The following is a 21581-nucleotide window of genomic DNA, read 5'->3' as shown; positions in this document are numbered from 1 at the left end:
TATCACGATCAGCAACGCGAGCGCATCTCTCTTGTCCACGCTCGAGAAGCGGGCCGGCCGGAGCTGGAACAATTGAGGCTCGCGAAGCGCTAAAAGCCGGTCAAAGAACCGCTTGATTGGCATGGCGTTCCAAAAATCGGAATCCCTTAGCGCCGCGCCATCCGGCATGATAAGCAGCGCAGGATAAATGGTGCGGGTTGGAAATGACTGAAACTGAAGAATCACCGATGAGCCCTGAAACAGTGGCGGACCTTCCTCATCTTGATGAGGCGTTGGATGATCACCGTTTCCGCCAATTCCTCGATCACGTGCCGTTCGGAGTGGCCGTGGCGGAACTCGCGTCGACCGAGGTGCTTGTATACGCCAACATTGAATTCGAGCGTTTGATGGGGGTTTCAGCAGAGGAGCTGCAGGGCAAGCCATGGTCATCGCTTCCGCTGGCGCGCTCTGTAAGTGGAGACCTGGACCTTGCGACTGCGATTGTGGCCGGCGAGGAGTATCTGGGGACGTTTTCGACATCCGCCAGGACTGAGCCAGAGTCGCATATTGACGCCTGGTCGAATACAATCGTCAATGACGCTGGCACCCCTCTCTTTCGTCTTGTCGCAATCGCGGCCACGAATAGTGGCCAGACCGGGACTGACCTGGCCACCGCGCTGGCGGAAAAGGACGTGCTGCTCAAGGAGTTGCAGCACAGGGTCAAAAACAATCTTCAGATGATCACCGCGCTGATCCGTATGGAAGCCCGGAACGCGCAACATCCGGACGAAGGCGAGCGCTTCAACCGACTTGCAGGCCGGGTAGACGCGCTGACAATCCTCTACCGTTCCCTTTCCGATACCAACGCGGATGAGACTGTCGATCTCGGGACGTATGTGAGCCAGATTGCTTCGGCAGTTATGGCCGCGCATTCGGTTCAGGGTATTCGGCTTGATATGAAAGTCGACACCTGGCCCGTTTCCGTCAATATTGCGATGCCGGTTGGTTTGGTCGTCAACGAGCTGATGACGAACGCACTCAAACATGCATTCAAGGATCGTGAGGGCGGCGAGATCGTCCTGCGCTGCGTCGTGGATGATGCGGGCTGTAGGATCTCGGTTGCAGACAATGGCGTCGGTCTCAGCAATCCTTCCGACTGGCCGCGGCGGGGAAAATTGAGCGCCATGATCGTGCAATCGATCAAGCAGAACGCCAAGGCGGATGTTCAGGTCGTTTCAACGCCTGGCATGGGCATGAAGGTCACCATCGTTTTTGAAAAGCGGGAAACAAATCGGCCTTAAATCGGCATTTATCGCACCGGGAAGATTGAATAATGGCGCCGTAGGACTTGTAAGCCAAGGACGAGCGCTACGGCTTTCGCGGATCGCCCGATATCAAACGTTCTCGTTCGCTACCTTCTGAGCTACCAAGGCCTTGGCGGGCTGTATCCTCGGGTCCACGGGTGTACGGACGACGCTTTGTCCGGTTCCGCTGCTGGTTGGGCATTTACCTTCGAGGCCGCTGGGTTCGGCAAGGGCGTTGCGGACAGCAGCACTTTGGGAGTGATCGCCGCGACCTTCAGAAAGTCGTCCACTGACCACCTCTTTTCAGCGCCCCCAAGCCTGTGTGGGAGGACGACGAGGTAGATCGTGCGTGCTCATTACGGTCTTAAGGGTGTCGAAATGGCCCGACGGCGCTCCACACCGAGGAAGGGAGCAGCCGCCTCACCCACGCGCAAGCCGTCACGCAGACGCCGACGGACGCCGCTGCAGAAGCTCACGTAATGACGGTGCGGCTGAGCGAAGACGGGCTGGCCGACCCATCTTCGCTCAGACTTGCATTCGACCGCCAAGGCTCTAAGTCAAGCGCTGGTGACGGCGAGGCGCGGCAATGATCATCAATCCCTTCCTGATCGAAATTCCGGACGGCGAATTGCGTGATCTCGAACAACGACTTCGAAACACTCGATGGCCAGGCGCAATCGATCCGCAGACTTGGGCCGATGGCAGTAGCCTCTCTTTCATGCGAGACCTTGTCGGCTACTGGCTGGAGAAGTTCGATTGGAAAGCCCAGGAAGCGCGCCTGAACCGCTTATCGCAGTTCGTTGCCGAAATTGCCGGACTCAAGATCCACTTCATCCTTGTGAAGGGGAAGGGGCCATCGCCGATGCCTCTTATCTTGACCCACGGATGGCCGGGGTCCTTCCTCGAGATGGAACGTGTGATTCCTCTGTTGACAGACCCCGTGGCTCATGGAGGCAACGAGCGCGACGCCTTTGACCTCGTGGTGCCGTCGCTCCCGGGCTATGCGTTTTCGTCGGCACCCGAGAGACCAGGAATAAGTCCATTTGAGATAGCCGGACTTTGGCAGAAACTGATGATCGGATTGGGATACGAGCGATTTGGCGCCCAGGGCGGAGACATCGGAGCGGCTGTTTCGAGCTGGCTCGGGTTTCGCTTCCCGGGAAACGTTATCGGGCTCCACCTGAACTACATTCCCGGAAGCTTCTCCGCGCCGTTGGACGAGGGGCTTGCTCAGCTGTCGCCAGCGGAACAGGATTTCAGGAAGGCCGCGGCGAACTGGGCGGATAAAGAGGGTGCATATGCGCATATACAAGCGACAAAGCCCCAGACACTCGCATACGGGATCTCGGACTCTCCGGTCGGGCTTGCGGCGTGGCTTGTCGAAAAATTCAGCTCATGGAGCGACTGCAACGGCGATGTCCTGAGCGTCTTCACAATGGATACCCTCCTGACGGAGATTTGCCTGTATTGGTTCAGCGGATCGCTCGACGCATCCCTCAGGCTCTACAAGGAAAGCAAGGCACAGCCGCTATCTTTCCGGAAAGGGCAGCGGATTACCCCGCCGGTCGCGATTTCCCATTTCGCGAAGGAGCTGCCGCAGCCACCGCGCTCCTGGGTGGAGCGAGTTTACAATGTGGTTGCTTGGAACGAGCATGTGGCAGGAGGGCATTTGGCTGCCATGGAAAGACCGGAAGAATTGGTGGCGGACATCCGTGCCCATTTTGGCAGTCTACGCTGAGCGACTACCTAACACCTCTGAGATGAGCGGTATCCGCTGCAGGCGGCCGCCCAAACAGGCGCTTGTACTCCCGGGTGAATTGTGTCTGGCTGTCATAACCGACATCGAAGGCGACCCGACGGGCACTGACCCCGCCAATCAGAAGTCGCCTGCGTGCCTCCTGAAGTCGGATGGCTGACCTGTATTCAAACGGGGACATTGTCGTTAACGCCTTGAAATGGCGATGAAGCGAGGTAGGGCTCATGCCAACTCTATTGGCGAGTTCTAATATGGTCATCGGCTTAGCGAAGTTGTCTTTTATCCAGGATGTGACCTTGCCGATATTCGCAATCATCGTTCCGTTGGTCGCGAAATCGCGTAGCAGTGCTCCGTGCTCGCTCTGCAGGAAACGGTAGTATAGTTCGAACTTCGTCGCGTGAAGAAGCACGACCAGTTCATCCGGCCGATCGAGAAGGCCCAAAAGCCGAAACGCCGTCTCGGCCATTTCGCATGATTGATCGCCAACAGTCAGTCCGAAACTCTCCGAAGGCCGCTCAGCCGGGCTGAACCTTTGCAGAACCTCCACAAGGTCTTGCCGGCTAAGTTCAAGGGACCATGCGAAGTGCGGATTGGCTTCGGACGCAGCGGTGATGCTGGCCGAAACCGGCAAGTCGATCGTGGACATGAAGTATTGACCTGAATGAACATCAAAGGTCCTCCCCCCGGACGAGATCCTCTTTTGGCCTTGGAGAACCATGCATATGCGCGGCGCATACACGCTATCCACCGGCGAGGTCGGTTCCTTGACGTTGAAGATCGACAGGCCGTCGATAGATGTGAATTGCCGGGGAGATTTAGCATGCCGATCGATAATCGAAATTAGCGCTTGTAGTGTCGTCATTGACTGTCCCCCGATGGATAAATGGGGCCGAACCTAGTTCGAGACGCCGGTTTTGGTAGGATCGTAGGAAACATTGGTAGCTTTGGTCTATCGTTTTTCGCATGCGCTCTCCATTTCCATGACAACCGGTCGCAGAAGTGGCCGCGGCACGGCCTACTGAAATTAAGGAGTTTCGCAATGTCTCTGACACCTGTTTGGTTCATTACTGGCGCATCTGGAGGCTTCGGCCTGGAAATCGCCAAGCTCGTCTTGCAGCAAGGATATCGGGCGGTCCTTACCGCGAGAGATCCCTCGCGCTTTGCCGATATCGTTGAACAACATCCCGACAACGCGATTGCGCTAAAGTTGGACGTCACCTCGAAGCCGGCGATCGCCGCCGCGGTCAAGGAGGCGCTGCAAAGGTTTGGCAGGATCGACGTCCTCGTTAACAACGCCGGATACGGCTACCTTGCAGCGATCGAAGAAGGAGAGGACGACGATATCCGCAGGCAGTTCGACACGAACCTTTTCGGCCTCATCGATGTCACGAAGCAAGTCCTCCCCGGGATGCGGGCCAGGAGAAGCGGTACAGTCGTCAACATGTCTTCCCTCGGTGGCCTGATGGCGTTTGCCGCGACCGGATACTACCACGCTACTAAGTTTGCTGTGGAGGCGGTCTGTGAGTCGCTCGCTCAGGAGGTCGCACCTCTTGGCATCAAAGTGATCATCGTCGAACCGGGAGCATTCCGAACAAACTGGGCAGGGAGCTCCATGAAGGAGTCGCCCGTCGCGATCGCCGATTACGCCGAAACCGCAGGCAAACGTCGGGAGAGCACAAAAGCGGGCTCAGGCAAGCAGCCGGGCGATCCGGCAAGGGCGGCGCTCGCCATCCTCAAGGCTGTCGAAGCCGACGAGCCGCCCCTGCGCTTGTTATTGGGAAAACCTGCTTTAGACCTTGCCTACAAACGTCTTGAATCGCTCAAGAACAACTTTGACCGGTGGCGCGAGACAACCCTAAGCGCCGACTTTCACGAGGCCAAGCGCTGAGGGACCAGTTCCAGAAACAGGGGCGGCTTCCGGCTGCAGCCACGCATTGCTGCGTGGCTCACGCAGCGCTAATTTGGGCCAAGCAATTTCTCACCATCGATCCAGCTCCGGATTGCGGATGTGGCGCCCTGCTTTAGCTCCAACGGCAGCCAATGTCCGGCCGACATGTTAGTGACCGTAAGATTGGCGCAGGCTTCCCGCATCGGATCGCCCTGCCGATTGTCAATGATCGTGCAGATTTGATCATACTCACCGTTCAGGAAGAGGACGGGCTGCGACAACCGACCGCCGGACGGGGCAAGGCGAGCGTAGGCCGCATTGGCGGCTCCGTTGCGATACAATTCACAGGATGAACGAAAGCCGCGTCGTTTGTAGGCGTCAACCAAAGTCTCGAAATCATCCGCCGGCCACAAGGAGGTGTCGGGCGGCGTGGGAGGTGCTCTATGCCGTGCTCCAAAACGTCCTCCCTTCGCTGTCACGGTCGCGGTCGCCGAAACCTTTCCAACGGTCTTCGGGTCCCCCGGTTGAAAGATCGAGGCAAGCGAAGCCGGGATGTCGGCGTCAAGATCGACGACAGCCGCTTCGAAATGCGTCGTGTAATAGCGGTAGTAGTCCCACTGACCATCCGGATAACGATCCTGGGGATAGATGCGTCGATCCACCAGATTGGTGAGCGTCCCAAGATCATTGGAAGCTGGAAAGTATGCCCACGACACCAAGGCAGCGGCCCGGCATCGTTGCCCCTCATGCGCCGCCAACGCTCCAACCGCAATGCTTCCCCAATCATGACCAACCCAGATCGCGGGCGTGCCACCGAGATGGTCGTGAAGTTCGCACAGATCTCTGACAATCTCCTCGATCGAGTAGCCGGCGCTATCAGACGGCGCGAACGATCCACCAAACCCACGCAAGTCAGGGGCGATACAGTGCCACCCATTGGCAGCAAACGCTTCCATCTGCGCCCGCCATAGCAAACCGATGCCGGGCCACCCGTGGACGAATATCATCAACGGCCCATCAGATGGTCCGCTTTCGAGATAATGCGTATGCTGTCGCGCCGAGGTGAAAATATGAGAGGATAGAAGCGTCGCCGCCGATGCTGGCGATCGAAAGCCGAGAATGCTCATCGCCCGATCCCGGTCAGCAGCGACCTGCGATGGATTGTTGTTGTCATCATTGATGGCACCTCGCTATCTGACCCTTGCTTCGCCTTAGAGGGCCGCGATGACCCGTCGTGCATATAGTAGGGTGTTGATTTCAGAGAATTAGCGCCAGATCATCGCATGCAGCTTGAAGTCAAACTTAAAGGTGAACCTTGCGATACAGGGACGTTCTCGAGGGTGTTCCCATATTCGTTGCCGTGGCTGAAGCGGGCAGCTTCTCGGAGGCGGTGCGTCGGCTCGGGATGACACCGTCGGCGGTAAGTCAGGCGGTCAAATCGTTGGAGGCCAAGCTAGGCGCGCCCCTTTTGCGCCGCTCTACGAGGAGCGTCAGCCTGACTGACGTCGGCAGCGATTATTTGGCTGTTGCCGCGCCGGCATTGTCCGCCCTTCGACGAGCGGCTGACGATGCGGCTGGGCGAGGTGGCCGTCCTTCGGGTCCGTTGAAACTGACGATGTCGCGCGCGCCATTCGACATGATGATCGGTGACGCTTTAGTGGCCTTCAAAGACGCCTATCCGCAGGTCCAGCTTGAGATCGCCGTCGAAGCGAAGATGGTGGACATCGTAAAGGAGGGTTACGACGCCGGACTGCGCTATGGTGGCTCTATCTCCAAGGAAATGGTTGCCGTCCGCGTTGCGCCGGAAAGCGAAGCGGTGCTGGTGGCATCTGAGCAATATCTGTCGTCACGGGGAACACCGCAGGATACGACCGACCTCATGACGCATAGGTGCGTCCTCTGCCGTAGCCAGGTGTCGGGTCTATTGCTACCGTGGCGATTGGATCGCGGCAGCGAAAGCTTCGACGTCACGCCGGTGGACGCGACAATCGTACATGACCTAGCGTCACAGATCGATTTGGCTGCAAAGGGGATTGGAATTGTGCTGGCGCCGATTGCGTCGGTTGAACGGCATCTCGCATCCGGCGACCTGGTTCGCGTTCTGCCCGAATGGTCGTCAAGACGAGAAGCCTTGTTTTTGTATTCTCCCAGCCGACGGCACCAGTCGGCAGCTTTGAGAGCCTTCGTGGCGTTTCTAAGCAAGCCGAATGCACAAATCTGAGGAGCGATGGTATGCACCCCCTCGTGAACACGGCGGTAGGGCGATTGGAACTACCAGCTATTCTCGGCAGCCGGTGACTAGGGCTGCAGAGATGTTTTTTTGCAGATACCCTGGTGTTGCTAACGCCGCTTGATAATCACCAATAAGCGGCTGGGCCGTGCTGGCGGTGTCGTTGGTGACCGTCGAAGCCGAGGTCACGACGACGACGCCGGAACATCGGTACACTGTGACGTTTTTCGAGCGACCTCAAAAGGAGAGCGAATATGGCGAAGCAGCCCAAGAATGCCGCGAAGGATACACAACTGGACAATTCCTCCGGAGACGGCGCGGGACGTGAAGATCGGACGCAGGAAACAACGAACCGCATACGCGATCGTGCAAATCAGATTTGGGAGGCGGAGGGGCGTCCAGAAGGTCGGCGCGAGGAGCATTGGCTGCAGGCGGAGCACGAGATCCTCCATGGGATGGACGAGCTCGGCGGCGATGATGTTCCGAACTTGGCAGCGCTTCGGGAAGCCGCGAGAGAGCATACCGACGCGTTTATCGTGAAAAGTGATCTGGAGGACTCAGATGAGCGCGATGCGACGCCGGGTGTTAGGGAACAACCTTAATCGATTGCGCCGAACGAGATTGTCGGCATTGCGGATTGCGGGCTGAATCCGCTTCCTTGTCTCCATGCGCAGTGTCCCAGCATTCGTTTCGGAACTCATTCGTGCGGCCAAGCCATCGGCCAGACCGTTGCCCGCTCTGATCCCGAGCACTATCAGTCGTTCCGGAGCGTTTGACTGCTCTGGCCAGCACCTATGATTTAAGGATGAGGACGCTAAGCAACAGGTCGCCAGTTCATGTCGCATCCACTGCAGAACTGCGCTTCGACGCCGACATGCGCGCCGCCGTAGCCCTCGGACTCTCCTTCGGTGGCCCCGGTGTCGCCCTAGCTCGACTTTCATTCGCCAATGAGGGCGGCACCATAGTCGGTGGCACCATGAAGAATATGGATGATGACGACCTTTGCGTTCTTAACGCGGTAGAAGATCAGGTAGTTGCGATGTACGCGTCGCCGGATACCATATTTTTCATAGCTCGGGACGAGGGCGAAGCCGTTTGGGGTATCGACAAGATCTTCGCACCTGCGCCGCAGCGCCCGGATGAATGAAAGTGCGCGCTGCGGATTGCGCTCAGCAATGTAATCTGCGATCTGTTCGAGATCGCTTTCCGCCTCATTAGAAAACTCAAGGATCATGCCGGTTTTTCGGCATTGTCAGCCATTGCGCGGTATTTCGCATCAAGACGGTCAAAAACATCGCTTGCCGACTTAGTCCGGCCAGCGTCTGCATCAGCAATGCCGCGCATGATGGAGGCATCCAGCGCTGCGAGACGAGCCTCGCGGTCCTGGATCAACCGCACCCCTTCACGCAAAACTTCGCTTTTCGAGCCATAGCGACCCGTCTCCACGAGTTTCTGAACATAACTTTCAAGCTGCTTTCCCAGATCGGCGCTGATCATGCGGTTTCTCCGTCATATTTTCCAAGACTATGTAGATCACTTATGAACTATTATCAAGAACTTTGAGCTTATTCCTACCTGTTCGGCGCTCGCGAGCTGTGCCTTGCCAATGTGCCTGAACGCCCCATCGAGCAGCTGAGTTATAAGTTTCTGCCAAAACCTTATAACGAGCCTGAACGCGGGCAATTTTTTCGGTTGTTTCGCGATGCATCAACGAAGATTGGTTGCGTTAAGGTGGCAGTGATTGGGCTCAGTGCGGCTAAACGCATTAGGCTACCACAAGTAACCCATTGGGTCCCTATGTTGGCGGGGTATGAATAGCCCCGTTTTGTAGACACCCTCGGTTAGATTTCTAGCTCCTCGAGTTGCAGCTCTATCTGCTCAGGGAGCCGCACCTTACGCTCGGACCGGCTGCCGTAGAGTTCACGGCGAACCTTGTCGATCTCCAGCTTGATCAGTCAGTTCCTCGTTCGATCGGATCACTATTGGAGAAGCACCGAATAAGGCGATTTGGTTGCGCCTATGAACATCGCATGATTGTCTCGATCAGGCGCTCGCACGTGCGCACAACGTTCTTGACAGGTGCGGTCGCGACACCGAGCAACAGTCCTGCCTTTGCCGTTTCAGCGGACGCGTACCAGGGCGAAAGCGGTGCGGGAAACGTGCCGAAGGTCAATGCATCCCTGGCGATCGCAACGTCGGGCGCGCCCTTAGGCAGTTTAAGGAGGACCGACAGGCCCGGAGCCGAGACCGAGTCCGGGCCCAGGACGTCGCGGAAATAGTCGAGAACCGGCTGCCGGGCCGCCGCGTAGGCACGTTTGATCCTCCTCAGGTGCCGCATGTAGTGCCCTTCTCGTATGAACTCGGAAATCGCCAACTGAACCGACGGACCGGGAGGCGGAGACAGGCAGGCCGCCACTTCGGCGAACCGGCCTGCGAGTTCGGCAGGAGCGATAACGAAACCGAGCCGGAGGGCCGGACTGATCGTCTTGCTGAACGAACCAATGTGAATGACACGGCCGCCGTTATCTATCGAGGCGAGCGCCGGCGCGGCCCGCCCGCTCAACTGGAGCTCGCTGAGGTAGTCATCCTCGACGATCCAGGCTCCGCTGCGCTCCGCCCACTCGAGGAGCAGGAGACGTCTCTGCAAAGACAAAGTTGCCCCGAGCGGTGCTTGCTGGCCGGGCGTCAGCACCGCGAGCCTCGCGTCAGGATAGTTGCGTATTCCGCGATCGACGTCGAGCCCTTCGCCGTCGACCGGGACCGGAACCGGGTGCACTTGAGCAAGCTCAAGGGCCCGCCGCGTCCAGGGAAATCCCGGATCCTCGAACCACGCGCTGTGGCCCTGCAGCCCGAGAACATTGAGGGTCAGTCCAAGTCCGCCTGCAAAGCCGCCGGTGATGATGACCTGAGAAGCCGAGCAGTTGATCCCTCTGGCCACGGCCAGATACATGGCGATCTCCCGTCTCAATTCCAGCTCTCCGCGAGGATCGGGGTACAGAGGCGGCGCACTCAGCTCAGCGCGGACGGCACTTGCACGCAGTCGTGCGAGTAACTTGGAGGGCATAGTGTGAGATGCGGGGACACCCATCTGAAACAGTGCTGGCCCCTGGGTCATCTCAAGATATGTCTCTACGAACGAACCTGCCGTAGGCGACCCTTCGGTTCTGGATGTCGCCCGTGGACGATCGGCAACGTACGTTCCGGCGGCCTTCGCAGCTTGGATCAACTGAGCTGCGGCAAGCTTTTCGTAAGCAGTCCGCACTGTACCCCGCGCGACGCCGAGCTGGGCTGCAAGATCCTGCCACGACGGAAGTCGTGCCCCCGGCTCCAGTACACCGTCTTCTATAGCTTTCGCGATTCCCCTGCGGATCTGCTCTGACAGGGAATGTTTCCCCGATCGGTCCACGGTCAGTTTCAGCAGTGTGCTCATTCACTCATGGTACACTACTTCTTCGCATTCTTGGTTCTTTTTTCTGCATCATGGTGGGAGCATTTTGAATGCATCTCTGAAGGAGCATGAACCATGAGCAGATTGATAAAATCCGCCGCGGCCGCACTGGCGATTGCCATCCCGCTTGCTGGGCCGGTGTCGGCCCACGACGCCGGTCGGGAAAGCGTCACTCCGACGTTTTCTCAGGCCATCGCCAATATCCCCGGCAAGTCGATGCGCGTCGTGGAAGTCGACTACGCGCCCGGCGCCTCGTCCCTTCCCCACACGCATGCAGCCTCCGCCTTCATCTTCGCCTACGTCCTCGCAGGCGAGGTGGAATCCAAGGTCAACGACGGCGAGGTCCGCCGGTACAAGGCGGGTGAAAGCTGGTTCGAGGCGCCGGGCGCAATGCACCTGGTCAGCCGCAACGCCAGCAAGACGGCACCCGCAAAGCTGCTGGCCGTGTTCGTCGTCGATACCGACGAAACGAAGCTCACCACCCCCGTCAAGTAACAGAAGGAATTTGAATCATGACAAGAAGGCTCGACTACAATCAGGTCGCTCCGAACGGCGCCAAGGCGCTCGGCGGCGTCTACGGCTACGTCCTGCAGAGCGGTCTGCCGGGCGAGCTTGTAGATCTCGTGTATATGCGCATATCGCAGATCAACAATTGCGCCTACTGCCTCGACATGCACACCCGCGAACTCATCAAGCGAGGCGTCAAGATCGAGAAGTTGGCCTTGGTCCAGGCTTGGGAGGAAGGCGGAAGCCTCTTCAGTGATACCGAACGTGCTGCGCTGGCTTGGGCCGAAACCGTCACCCTCGTAGCGGAGACAGGTGTTCCGGACGACGCATATGACGCAGCGCGCCAGGTCTTCGATGAGAAGCAGCTTGTCGATCTGACGATCGCCATCAGCCTGATGAACAGCTACAATCGCATGGCTATAAGCTTCCGCAACACACCTCAAGCGGTCCTTGAGGTTTGACGGAGGATGAGACATGGCTGTCGTTGAAATTTCTGGCATCAGGATTCCGGACAGCAGGCTGGCTCGCGAAGCGAGCGAGTTCGTCCGGGAGACGGAGAGCAAGTTGCTTTTCGAGCACTCCACGCGTGTCTATTTCTGGGGCGCGATGGCGGGGCGGCAGAGAGGCGTCAACTTCGATGCGGAACTGCTGTTCGCGGCAGCCATGTTCCACGATGTCGGCCTGACGTCTCGCTTTAATGAAAGCAGACTGCGCTTCGAAATCGACGGCGCGAACGCCGCCCGTGATTTCCTTCGCAGTCACGGTGTGTCGGAAGACGACATTCAGAAGGTCTGGCTCGCGATCGCGCTGCACACCACGCCGGGGATTTCGGCGCATCTAGATTCTATTGCCGCTCTGACCGTCGAAGGCGTCATGATGGACCTTGTCGGCGCCGGCTACGACCGGTTCGGCGAAAACCAGCGAGCTGCCGTCGAAGCAACATATCCCCGCGGAGCCAACTTCATCGAACACCTGCTCCAGGCACTTTACGATGGCCTGGAGCATCGTCCGGAGGTCACACAGGGAACAGGTCTTGCCGACGTGATGGCGGACAAGAACCCTCATTTTAATCGCCGCGATTTCTGCTGCCTGATGCGGAATTCTCCGTGGGCATGCGACGATTGCAGCTCCAGCTAAGAGGTTTCGTCATGTCGGAAATACTCCAGGGAGTACGAATCCCTGACAGCAAGCTCGCCCACGAAGTCACGCAGTTCATCCGTGACACTCAAAGCGACCTGCTCTTTCATCACTCCGTTCGGGTCTACTTCTGGGGAGCGATGACCGGAAACAGAAAGCGAAAGATCTTCGACCCTGAACTGCTTTACTCTGCTTGCATGTTCCACGACGTCGGACTGACAGAGCAGTATGGCGACAGCCAACTCCGCTTTGAGGTCGATGGCGCCAATGCCGCAGCCGACTTTCTCCGAAGTCGTGGGATCGCGCCGGGGCAGATCGAGATCGTCTGGAACGCTGTCGCGCTTCACACCACTCCCGGCATTCCGGAATTCATGCGCCCGGAGATCGCACTGGTTCAGGCGGGGGCCGGAATGGACGTAGTGGGACGTGGCTTCGAGGAGTTTTCTCCCGCTGAACGCGAGGCTGTCGTCGCAGCGTATCCTCGCGAGGAGGCTTTCGCAGACGGCATTATTGAAGCCTTCTATCGGGGAATGAAACATCGTCCTCAGAGCACGTTCGGTACATTCAACGACGACGTGCTCGCGTTTAAGGATCCAACGTTCGAGCGGTTGGACATCTGCAAGGCGATACTCAGCTCCCGATGGAAAGTCGAGCCTCGCCGCTGCGGAAACGCGTGCGACCACGCTCATTGAGCAAATGAGAATTTTCGGGTCTGCCGACGTTCACCTCAGCGCGCCACTGCGAATGTTGGATTGTCGAGCCCTGCGCGCTCGATAAGACGAAAAAGACGACCATGAAGACACGAATGGTTCTCGTCACCGGCGCGAGCAGGGGCATTGGCAGAGCGCTGTCACATCGCCTTGCCGAGTCCGGCCATCCGGTGGTCGGCGTCGCACGCGAGAAGGATCCGGCCTTTCCCGGCGAACTGGCCGCTATCGATCTCGATGACGATCGCGGTGCCGCCGGAGCTTTGCTGAGGCATTCCCAAACGAAGAAATCGTGCAACAGCTTGTTGCCCATTTGCCCTGGGGCCATAACGGCCCGAGCGGGCGCTCTGTCAGGCTGAGGCGATCCTTTCCTTGAGCTCTGCGAGTAGGGATACGTGATTACCATCTGGTGCAGGGACAAGGGTCGTGATATCGCCGGTCTGTACCAGCTGCCGCCCCAAAGGCTTCATTTCGTTTCAGGGGTCGACCGTTTTACAAATTCTCCGAAACATAACAGTTTCGCCTAAGAGATGGGATTCCGGTCAAATCCCATCAACTGCCTAAAATCGGGGCGGCCGGTTCGCATCCCGCGAAAGCGGGAGATTTGACCCCCTTGTGCTGCAGGCGTCTTTTCAAAGCGACTTGAAAGTTTGCTTCATGCGTACTTTGATATCAAAGCCATCGTTTCTAAAGGAATGATATCAATGCCTGCGGTTACCATCCGAAATCTTTCTGAGGAAACACATCGTGCCTTGCGGGTGCGAGCGGCTCATCACGGCCGCAGTACTGAGGCCGAGATCCGTGACGTCCTCGAAGCGGCCGTTCGTCCCGCAGAACGCGTAAAGCTTGGCTCGTTGCTGGCGGCTATCGGTCGTGACGCTGAGCTTTCCAAGGGTGACGTTGACGCCTTGCAGAAGAGTCGCGACAAGATGCCTGCTGAGCCGATGACCGTCGAATGATCTTGCTAGACACCCATGTAATATCGGAGCCATGGAAGCCGGCTTCCAACGAGGCAGTGGTCGCGTGGTTGGATGCCCAAACCATTGAGACGCTGTTTCTTTCGGCAATAACGATCGGTGAACTTCGCTTCGGGATCGCGGCTATGCCGTCAGGAAAACGTCAAACTATCCTTCGTGATCGCCTTGAGGGTGAAGTGCGGCTGCACTTTTCCGAGCGTATCCTGCCATTCAATCTGCTGACTTCGCATTTCTACTCGGACTGATGGCTCGTGTCCGAGTATCTGGCAAAGCGATTGGCGCGGCTGACGGCTATATTGCTGCCCAGCAGCAGCCAACGGCCTAGCGATCGCAAATCGCGACACAAGCCCGTTCGGGGCCGCTGGATTGAAAGTGATTGACCCCTGGGTGCGATAGCGACAGGTGGATCTAGACGTCGTAGGTTCGTATCGGTTCAAGGCGATGGTTTCCGCTAGAGCTCATCGAGTGCTTCTTAGCGTTCGCAACAGCCAACGAAAGCTGTTACCATTGAATTGCATATTGATGAGCATTCCCGGCCGTGGACGAACCACGGCCGGAAACATGAAAAGCGGCAACTTTTATGATCCGCTCACGCGTGCCTTAACCGTACGCTCCGAGCCACTGCTCCTGACGGTCAGCTCGATCTGCGAGCCAACGGGCGTCAGGCCGATGCGATTGCGCAGATCAGCAGCGCCATGAACCGGTCGACCATCGACAGCTGCCACCACGTCACCCGGTTTCAAACCCGCACCAGCGGCCGGAGATCCTTGCTCAACCGCCGCGATCAGCGCGCCGCCCGCGTCATCCAGTCCGAGCGAAGCCGCGATATCGGAATCAAGATCCTGAATCGCAACGCCAAGCTTGCCGCGAATGACCTCGCCATGTTGGATCAGCTGGGTCATCACCAATCTTGCGATCTTGGCCGGTACGGCGAAGCCGATACCGATGTTGCCGCCAGCCGGGCTGAGGATCGCGGAGTTGATCCCCACAAGCCTGCCGTCAAAGGTTACCAACGCGCCGCCCGAGTTGCCGGGATTGATCGAAGCGTCCGTCTGGATAAAATCTTCATAACCATCGCGGCTAAGACCGCTTCGGCCAAGCGCGCTGACGATGCCCGACGTGACGGTCTGACCAAGCCCAAACGGATTGCCGATTGCCACAACATAATCGCCAACGCGCAATGCATCCGAGTCGCCAAAAGGCAACGTTGTCAGATTGCGTGCCGGTATCTGGAGCACTGCGATGTCGGTACCCTTGTCGGAGCCGACAAGCCTCGCATCCAGCCGCCTTCCGTCCTTGAGCGTCACGAGGATCTTACGGGCATTGGCGACGACATGATGGTTCGTCAACACGTAACCTCGTGTCGCATCGACGATGACCCCCGATCCGGCGCTTAGACGAGGTTCCGCCTGAGGCTTATCCGGAAGGTTGAAGTAGCGGCGGAAATAGGGGTCGCTGTAGAGCGGGTTATCCTCTTCGGGCGCCTGCGAGACAACCGAGATGTTGACAACTGCCGGCGTGACTTTTTCCAGCATCGGAGCAAGCGTCGGCACGCTGCCGCCGATCCCGGACACGAACTGTGCCTGGGCAGGAGCGCCGCCAATGAGCAGGGAGACGGTGAAGACGATAATCAATGGCCTGATGAGCCTTATGAACGCAGACATGGTCCCTCCTTCGTTTCGAACATGCTGACGCAGAAAGAAGCCGGAGGACGTCCTCCGGCTTCTTTCCTTAATGTTTGATCTCGATGCGTTTGACCTGCGACTGCGCCTTCTCATCCTTGGGCAAGGTCACGGTCAGCACGCCGTTTCGGAAGCGCGCATCGACCTCGTCTTCCCTGACTTCGACGGCGAGCGGAATACGGCGCTCGAAGCGGCCATAGTAGCGCTCAGTGAATTGGCGATCCTTGTCTTCGGTCTCCGAGCGCTTCTCGCCCTTTAGCGTCAGCACGCCATCATTAAGGAGGACCTCGATGTCCTTCTCCTCCAGGCCGGGGACTTCGGCCGTGATCCTGATCTCCTTGTCGGTGTCGGAGATCTCAACGCTCGGCCAGCCGGAACCGAGGCTGGAAGTGCTGGTGAACGACGGTAGACCGGAGCCGAAGCCGCGGAAGACGTCGTCGAACAGGCGGTTTACCTCGCGATGCAGCGACAGGAAGGGATCACGGTCGTCATCGCGCGGAAGACTTGGAACCTGATTGCCATTGCTTCGGCCCCAAGGAATCAGATCACGAACACTCATGTTTCTTCTCCTTATCTTGTGGTTCATTTGACATAGCTTCGCTGCAGGCCCCAGGCGTCGTTCGGGGCCTTGGGCGCGCAGTTGCGCCGATGGATGGCTTAAGCCGCCTGCTTGTGGGCTTCGATCTGCTTCGTCTCACTCATGGGCAGCGCTTCGCCGGTGCTGATTGCGATCTGGCGCGGTTTCATTTCCTCGGGGATTTCGCGCTTCAGATCGATGGTCAGCAGACCGTTGACGAGGCCAGCACCCACGACCTTGACGTGGTCGGCAAGTTCGAACCGGCGTTGGAACGAGCGGGCGGCGATGCCGCGATGCAGATACTGTGCATCGTCAGCATTTGCCTTCTGGCCGGATACGAAGAGCATGCTCTGATCCTGCGTGATCGTCAGTTCGTCCTGCGAAAAGCCGGCCACTGCCATGGCAATGTGGTACGCGTCCTCACCAGACTTGACGATGTCATACGGCGGCCAGTTGTCGATCGTTTCGACGCGGCTTGCAGCTTGGAGCGCATTTAGCATTCGGTCGAATCCAATGCTCGACCGGAACAGGGGAGAGAAATCGAGGTTTGCTCTCATAGCCATATCCTCCTTGTAAGCAACATGGATACAAGAAGACGCCAAGAGCACATGGCGCCTCCTGGACTTGCCGACCCCCATTGGGCGATCGGACAATATTGATATAATTCAGTAGCTTGTGGTTTCAAGAACTTTGGATTTGCCCGGTAGAAAAATTTGATTTTTCTGTTTGGACCACCAGATTTCTGTGATGAAACAAAAGGAGCAATGGGTATGACAATGACCTCCGAAGACGTCATCGCCATCCTCGGACCTGTCGACGAAACTTTGATAGCTGATGTGGTGGCGACTGGTGCCAACCAAGCTGAACTGGCGGAAGCCTTCGCGTGGGTCAACAGCGACGAAGCGTTGATGAGTGAACGGCGGCCTCTGCCGACAGGCAGGACCGCCTTGTTGATCGACCTTCTCGTCTCAGACCAAGAGGAGTTGGAGTAGGCGTGGCGCCCGCATGGAAGCAGCCTCGCCTATGCGGTGGTCAGCACGCGAACCTCGCCCTGGCGACCGACAGTGTCAACCACTACACTGCGTCCGGAGCGGCGAATTGCGACGTCGGCCCGGCCGTTTCCGACCCGCAGGTGTCGCAGCATCACCTCGTCCAGGAACGGAGGCAGTTGCGGCTCGTCGAAGCTGATGATCCGGGCATTCGGCTCGAAGTCGAGGCCGAGACAGGATTGCAGCAGAAGGAGGGGGGCTGCGGCCGCCCATGCCTGCGGAGAGCAGGCAACAGGATAGAAGGTCGGCCCCTGAGCCCGCTGGCGTGGCAAGCCACAAAAGAGTTCCGGAAGACGGCGCAAGTCCAGATATGTCGAGGCCGCAAAAAGACCCTCGAAGATCCGAGCTGCCTCAGTGCGGTAGCCGTAGCGGGCGAGACCGCTGGCAATCATTGCATTGTCATGCGGCCAGACAGAGCCATTGTGATAGCTCATCGGATTGTAGCGCGCCTCGGTGGAGGCGATGGTGCGAATACCCCAGCCGCAAAAGGACGAGGCGCTCATCAGAGTTTTGGCAACCTGTGTGGCCCGCTCCGGATACGCGACGCCGGTGAAGAGGGCATGGCCCGCATTCGAGGACCGGACCCTGCAAGGTTGCTTGTTCCCATCGAGCGCTAGTACAAAGGTGCCGAGTTCCTCGTCGAAGAAACTCGTATCGAAGGCACGACGAAGACCTTCCGCCCTTGCCAAAAATTTTGCCGCGCGTTCGGGCCTGCCGAGCAGGCGGAAAATCGCGGCAGCTGCCTGCCAGGCGCCATAAACATAGGCCTGAACCTCGGCAATGGCGATCGGGCCTTTGGCAAGCGTACCATCGGCGTGGAAAACCGAGTCGTGACTGTCTTTCCAGGCCTGATTGATCAGCCCTTCCTCCGTCAATCGCCCGTATTCGACGAAACCATCACCGTCGCGATCGCCGTGTTCATCGATCCAGGTAAGAGCGGCCTCGATATTCGGCAGAAGGCGATTGATTGTGGCAAAATCGCCGGTTCGTTTCAGGTACTCGCCTGCCAGTAATATGAACAATGGTGTGGAGTCGATACTGCCGTAATATCGGCGGAAGGGCACTTCGCCCAGTTCGGCCATTTCGCCATAGCGCACTTCATGCAAGATTTTTCCCGGTTCGGCGTCTGCTGCCGGATCGACTTCTGTCGCCTGGTTCGCCGCAAGATGGCCAAGTACGCCACAGGCAATGCGCGGATCAAGCCACAGCGTTTCCAGCGCCGTGATCAGCGCATCGCGTCCGAAAACCGTGCTGAACCAAGGAATCCCGGCGTAGGGATAGGGGCCCTCCGGCTTGTCGGTCATTAACATGTAAAGGTCGGAGACGCTTCGCCGGGCGACCTCGTTAAAAATATCGTTGGACGTGACGATCGATGCCGCGCGCGAGGAAGATGAGCGCAATGCACGGCGGGCATCCCGCAGGCCAAGGAAAAACGACTGGTAGCCTAGAGCTTTATCTTTGGCTTGGTCGCAGCAGATCTGGATGAATAGCGACCGCGTTTCATGTGGCGCCAGATCAAGATCATAAATGACATGGCCGCTCCCAAGTTCGTCTGGGCGCGGCTCGAAGGACAACCGCGTGAGGCGCTTCTGATCGTCGAGGCCGATGTAGGACAGAAGAACGCGGTCCTGTTCCACCACGGCCGGAAGCTGGCGGCCTTTCTTCGCCCTGACGGTTCCGCGAACCTCGAACAGATCGGCAAAGTCCGCTCCGAACGAAATTTCGATGCGCACTTGTTGTCGTCGCTCGTCGTAGTTCCTTACCGCCAAGCGCTCATAACAACCGGCATTCCACAGAAAGCGTGTCCTGCGCATATGAATGAGATCATGCTCAAGTGTGAGCTTCCCCTTTTCATCAGAAAGGTCGGGATTGGTCAAATCGCAGGTTAGCGTGGCATTGTCGTCGCGCAGCGTCGACGAGAGAAGCATCGGGCGCTTGCCGCTGATCGTCAGGTGCAGATGCGAGAGGTAACGCGTGTCCCGATGGAAGATGCCTTCCGGGCTGCCGGGCCCGGGGAGCGCGTCACCATTGTGATCGAAGACGGCGAATGTGTCGCCGTGCTTCAGGGTGCGAGGCCGCCGCTCGTGAAGCGAGGCGGTCGCCGGAATGAAAAATTGCGCGATCGGTGCCTGGCCACCTGCAGGCGCGGAACCGTCGTGTGCAGAAGAGATCGACATGCTGATGGCCTCCGATTATGCCACGATCTGAAGATCGAGGTCCTGACCGTTAGCACGGCGCAGCGGGGCCGCTTTGGTACGGACGCCGGGAAGATTGCGATAGATGTCGAGATAGTCCTGTGCCATCCGCTCGGCGCTAAAACGCTTCTCGAAGGTCGCACGAACCTTCTTTCGATCCATCTTGAGCGCCCATTCGACGTTCTCAGCGGCCTCCGTCACGCTGTCGACGAGAATGCCCGACGCGCCATTGTCGATGACTTCCGGCGTAGAGCCGCAGCTAAATGCGATGACGGGCGTGCCACAGGCCATCGCTTCGATCATGACGAGCCCGAACGGCTCGGGCCAGTCGATCGGGAATAGCAGGGCGCCGGCATTGCCGAGGAAGGCGGCCTTCTGACGCTCGTTGATCTCGCCGATGAATTCGACGTTCGAATGGCTCCTGACCATCGGCTCGATCACCGTTTCCCAATAGGCCTTGTCCGCGTTGTCGATCTTTGCGGCCATCTTCAAGGGCACACCAACTTTCGCAGCGATTTCGATCGCCCGGTCGGGCCGTTTCTCCGGCGATATTCGCCCGAGGAACGCGAGGTAGTTGCCTTTGGGCCTTTCCGTGAATGGCAGCAGGTCGAGAGGCAGGCCATGATATACCGTCCCTGACCAGTTGACCGGCGGCATTGGGCGGCGCTGATCATTGGAGATCGACACCAGCGGGATATCGGGAAAAGCCGAGTAGAAGGGCTTGAGGTCCGGCAGGTCAAGACGGCCGTGCAGCGTTGTCACTGTGCGATCGGCAAACTCCCGGATCAGCGGGAAATGCAGGAGATCGATGTGGAAGTGCAGTACATCGAATTCGTGCGCCCGCCGGCGAAATTCCTCCAGCATCACAACCTGATGCGGCAGGTGATCCTTGACTGCCGGGTTGAGGCGCAGCGCGACGTCCGAGCACGACACGAGCTTCGCTGCGGTAATCGAATCTCCGCTGGCAAAAAGTGTGACGTCATGACCTTGGGCGACGAGTGTGTCGGTGAGATAGGAAACAATGCGCTCGGTTCCACCATAAAGCTTGGGCGGAACGCTTTCGGCGAGCGGTGCGATCTGAGCGATCTTCATCGGCAAAACCTCCTCATTTGAGAAAAGAGTCGACGGCAAAAATCAGGTTCGCGTCCTCCAGAGGCACGCGGCAGGGTGCGAAGTGGCTATATCTCGAATGGTTGTCGGCGACGTTCTCCTTTCCAATAACTGCACAGGCCGAGCCCGCCAAATCGGCGCGTTCGCGGATTGCGGCAGTGGCGTCTGGGCACGGCGGAGCGAGCGCACACGCGTTCGCCGCTTGCTTCACCGTCCTTATCCAGGATCTTCAAAGCGTCGATGATGTCGTCGTAGGACACGGCTTTATTCGTGCCGGGATAAAGTCGAAGGGCTGGGATTGATTCGACCGAAAAGATGTCGGAGGCCCATGAAGCGAGAATGGCTCGCTTCTCGCCTTTGCTGATATGCTCGTTGTGAAGCACATCGCTTGGATGATTGAACGGCGTGGCCGGATGAAGCAGATGCGCAACGCTGATCGCCGTTGCGGCTTCCATTGCGAAAGAGGACTTTATGTTTTCCTTTCTCATCGTCTGGCTCCACTGATATCGGTTCCATGGAACTCATTTTAGGAGTTGTTCAAGGGGCCCGGAGCACATCGTTTTCGAATATCCCTCGCGCGGCCTGAACTATCGTTTTAAGATGATCGGGCTCGTGGACGCCCTGCCGGTACAGTTCCACGAGGACGGTTGCTACGCGGTCAGCTTCTTCCGACTTCTTGACGAACCGGCGCTCGATTGGATTTTGTCGAAGACTTTCAGGCAGACCGCGAGGTCTTTCGAGTGGAGTGGCTCGGGTGAGTGCTTAAGCCTTGCTTGAACCATGTGTTTCACCTTCCTCAATAATGGCTCGTCCCATACTGTGGGACGAGCCACAGTGACGCTTAGAAGTCCATTCCGGCGCCAGCGGGTATTGCCGGAGCGGCGTCCTTCTTAGGCTTTTCAGCAATCATTGCTTCCGTGGTCACAAGAAGGCCGGCGATGGAGGCGGCATCCTGGAGTGCGGTACGCACGACCTTGGCCGGGTCGATAACGCCTTGAGCGTAGAGATCGCCGTATTCCCCGGTCTGGGCATTCC

General features: G+C 58.2%; 22 protein-coding genes and 4 pseudogenes. 13 read left to right on the top strand and 13 right to left on the bottom strand.

Annotation, left to right across the window (positions count from 1 at the left end):
- The first annotated feature begins 203 nt into the window (after window positions 1-203).
- Together FHX06_RS35225 and FHX06_RS35220 are read left to right on the top strand one after the other, a co-directional pair.
- The gene (locus tag FHX06_RS35225) at window positions 204-1280 is read left to right on the top strand and encodes a sensor histidine kinase (protein WP_029616595.1); all 1077 of its coding nucleotides are present in this window, start codon (window positions 204-206) and stop codon (window positions 1278-1280) included.
- Window positions 1281-1869: 589 nt separating this feature from the next.
- Window positions 1870-3021 carry an epoxide hydrolase family protein gene (locus FHX06_RS35220; RefSeq protein WP_112542227.1) on the top strand — a complete coding sequence of 384 codons (1152 nt, stop codon included), beginning with the start codon at window positions 1870-1872 and terminating at the stop codon, window positions 3019-3021.
- Window positions 3022-3025: 4 nt separating this feature from the next.
- Here the strand turns inward: FHX06_RS35220 and FHX06_RS35215 are convergent, their stop codons facing one another.
- A complete protein-coding gene (locus FHX06_RS35215) occupies window positions 3026-3901 on the bottom strand; it encodes an AraC family transcriptional regulator (protein ID WP_018114762.1) in 876 nt (291 codons plus the stop codon).
- A 177-nt stretch (window positions 3902-4078) separates the two neighbouring features.
- On the opposite strand from FHX06_RS35215, the gene FHX06_RS35210 reads away from it, so the two are divergent.
- The gene (locus FHX06_RS35210; protein ID WP_018114761.1) at window positions 4079-4927 is read left to right on the top strand and encodes an oxidoreductase; all 849 of its coding nucleotides are present in this window, start codon (window positions 4079-4081) and stop codon (window positions 4925-4927) included.
- Window positions 4928-4995: 68 nt separating this feature from the next.
- Here FHX06_RS35210 and FHX06_RS35205 read toward each other — a convergent pair whose 3' ends face one another.
- Complete coding sequence (locus tag FHX06_RS35205; RefSeq protein WP_183851396.1) at window positions 4996-6054, bottom strand: alpha/beta hydrolase; 1059 nt, start codon at window positions 6052-6054, stop codon at window positions 4996-4998.
- 233 nt (window positions 6055-6287) lie between these two features.
- Between FHX06_RS35205 and FHX06_RS35200 the strand changes: the two genes are divergently transcribed.
- A complete protein-coding gene (locus tag FHX06_RS35200) occupies window positions 6288-7148 on the top strand; it encodes a LysR family transcriptional regulator (RefSeq protein ID WP_183882686.1) in 861 nt (286 codons plus the stop codon).
- Between the two features lie 263 nt (window positions 7149-7411).
- Window positions 7412-7759: a DUF2934 domain-containing protein gene (locus tag FHX06_RS35195; protein WP_018114758.1), complete on the top strand. Its 348-nt coding sequence runs from the start codon at window positions 7412-7414 to the stop codon at window positions 7757-7759.
- A gap of 335 nt (window positions 7760-8094) precedes the next feature.
- Here FHX06_RS35195 and FHX06_RS35190 read toward each other — a convergent pair whose 3' ends face one another.
- The 4 genes and pseudogenes from FHX06_RS35190 to FHX06_RS35175 all read right to left on the bottom strand — a co-directional run bounded on the left by FHX06_RS35190 (window position 8095) and on the right by FHX06_RS35175 (window position 10587).
- A complete protein-coding gene (locus FHX06_RS35190) occupies window positions 8095-8391 on the bottom strand; it encodes a type II toxin-antitoxin system RelE/ParE family toxin (protein ID WP_018114757.1) in 297 nt (98 codons plus the stop codon).
- Entirely contained in the window at window positions 8388-8654 is a 267-nt protein-coding gene (locus FHX06_RS35185) for a type II toxin-antitoxin system ParD family antitoxin (RefSeq protein WP_018114756.1), read from the bottom strand. Before FHX06_RS35185 ends, FHX06_RS35190 begins: the two co-directional genes overlap by 4 nt.
- Window positions 8655-9004: 350 nt before the next feature.
- Window positions 9005-9109: pseudogene (locus tag FHX06_RS35180) on the bottom strand (hypothetical protein); the annotation flags it as partial.
- Window positions 9110-9174: 65 nt separating this feature from the next.
- Window positions 9175-10587: a PLP-dependent aminotransferase family protein gene (locus FHX06_RS35175; RefSeq protein WP_183882684.1), complete on the bottom strand. Its 1413-nt coding sequence runs from the start codon at window positions 10585-10587 to the stop codon at window positions 9175-9177.
- Between the two features lie 93 nt (window positions 10588-10680).
- On the opposite strand from FHX06_RS35175, the gene FHX06_RS35170 reads away from it, so the two are divergent.
- The 7 genes and pseudogenes from FHX06_RS35170 to FHX06_RS35140 all read left to right on the top strand — a co-directional run bounded on the left by FHX06_RS35170 (window position 10681) and on the right by FHX06_RS35140 (window position 14329).
- Entirely contained in the window at window positions 10681-11100 is a 420-nt protein-coding gene (locus tag FHX06_RS35170; RefSeq protein ID WP_018114753.1) for a cupin domain-containing protein, read from the top strand.
- Between the two features lie 17 nt (window positions 11101-11117).
- On the top strand, window positions 11118-11573 hold the full coding sequence (locus tag FHX06_RS35165) for a carboxymuconolactone decarboxylase family protein (RefSeq protein WP_018114752.1): 456 nt from the start codon (window positions 11118-11120) through the stop codon (window positions 11571-11573).
- A gap of 13 nt (window positions 11574-11586) precedes the next feature.
- Complete coding sequence (locus FHX06_RS35160; protein ID WP_018114751.1) at window positions 11587-12249, top strand: HD domain-containing protein; 663 nt, start codon at window positions 11587-11589, stop codon at window positions 12247-12249.
- A gap of 11 nt (window positions 12250-12260) precedes the next feature.
- Window positions 12261-12941, top strand: a complete 681-nt coding sequence (locus FHX06_RS35155; RefSeq protein WP_029616406.1) for an HD domain-containing protein — start codon at window positions 12261-12263, stop codon at window positions 12939-12941.
- Between the two features lie 101 nt (window positions 12942-13042).
- Window positions 13043-13315 (top strand): SDR family NAD(P)-dependent oxidoreductase, encoded by a 273-nt coding sequence (locus tag FHX06_RS35980; RefSeq protein WP_112542223.1) that lies wholly within the window; start codon window positions 13043-13045, stop codon window positions 13313-13315.
- Between the two features lie 345 nt (window positions 13316-13660).
- Window positions 13661-13915 carry a FitA-like ribbon-helix-helix domain-containing protein gene (locus tag FHX06_RS35145; RefSeq protein WP_183851400.1) on the top strand — a complete coding sequence of 85 codons (255 nt, stop codon included), beginning with the start codon at window positions 13661-13663 and terminating at the stop codon, window positions 13913-13915.
- Window positions 13912-14329 (top strand): annotated as a pseudogene (locus FHX06_RS35140) (PIN domain-containing protein). The gene FHX06_RS35145 and the pseudogene FHX06_RS35140 overlap by 4 nt, the downstream one beginning before the upstream one ends.
- A 191-nt stretch (window positions 14330-14520) precedes the next feature.
- Here the strand turns inward: FHX06_RS35140 and FHX06_RS35135 are convergent.
- The 3 genes and pseudogenes from FHX06_RS35135 to FHX06_RS35125 form a co-directional block, all read right to left on the bottom strand.
- A pseudogene (locus FHX06_RS35135) lies at window positions 14521-15597 on the bottom strand (Do family serine endopeptidase); the annotation flags it as partial.
- Window positions 15598-15664: 67 nt separating this feature from the next.
- Window positions 15665-16174: an Hsp20/alpha crystallin family protein gene (locus FHX06_RS35130; protein WP_018114745.1), complete on the bottom strand. Its 510-nt coding sequence runs from the start codon at window positions 16172-16174 to the stop codon at window positions 15665-15667.
- Between the two features lie 98 nt (window positions 16175-16272).
- Entirely contained in the window at window positions 16273-16749 is a 477-nt protein-coding gene (locus FHX06_RS35125) for an Hsp20 family protein (protein WP_018114744.1), read from the bottom strand.
- Between the two features lie 213 nt (window positions 16750-16962).
- On the opposite strand from FHX06_RS35125, the gene FHX06_RS35120 reads away from it, so the two are divergent.
- Window positions 16963-17184: a hypothetical protein gene (locus FHX06_RS35120; protein ID WP_029616405.1), complete on the top strand. Its 222-nt coding sequence runs from the start codon at window positions 16963-16965 to the stop codon at window positions 17182-17184.
- Window positions 17185-17213: 29 nt separating this feature from the next.
- On the opposite strand, the gene FHX06_RS35115 is transcribed toward FHX06_RS35120, so the two are convergent.
- From FHX06_RS35115 to groEL, 4 genes and pseudogenes are all read right to left on the bottom strand, one after another.
- Window positions 17214-19418 carry an amylo-alpha-1,6-glucosidase gene (locus tag FHX06_RS35115; RefSeq protein WP_018114742.1) on the bottom strand — a complete coding sequence of 735 codons (2205 nt, stop codon included), beginning with the start codon at window positions 19416-19418 and terminating at the stop codon, window positions 17214-17216.
- A 15-nt stretch (window positions 19419-19433) separates the two neighbouring features.
- A complete protein-coding gene (locus tag FHX06_RS35110) occupies window positions 19434-20528 on the bottom strand; it encodes a glycosyltransferase family 4 protein (RefSeq protein WP_018114741.1) in 1095 nt (364 codons plus the stop codon).
- A gap of 86 nt (window positions 20529-20614) precedes the next feature.
- Window positions 20615-21034: a hypothetical protein gene (locus FHX06_RS35105; protein WP_029616404.1), complete on the bottom strand. Its 420-nt coding sequence runs from the start codon at window positions 21032-21034 to the stop codon at window positions 20615-20617.
- A gap of 353 nt (window positions 21035-21387) precedes the next feature.
- Window positions 21388-21581: pseudogene (gene groEL, locus FHX06_RS35100) on the bottom strand (chaperonin GroEL); the annotation flags it as partial.

Source organism: Rhizobium sp. BK512, from assembly GCF_014194915.1.
GTDB lineage: Bacteria > Pseudomonadota > Alphaproteobacteria > Rhizobiales > Rhizobiaceae > Rhizobium.
This window is presented reverse-complemented; position numbering and strand designations above follow the sequence as displayed.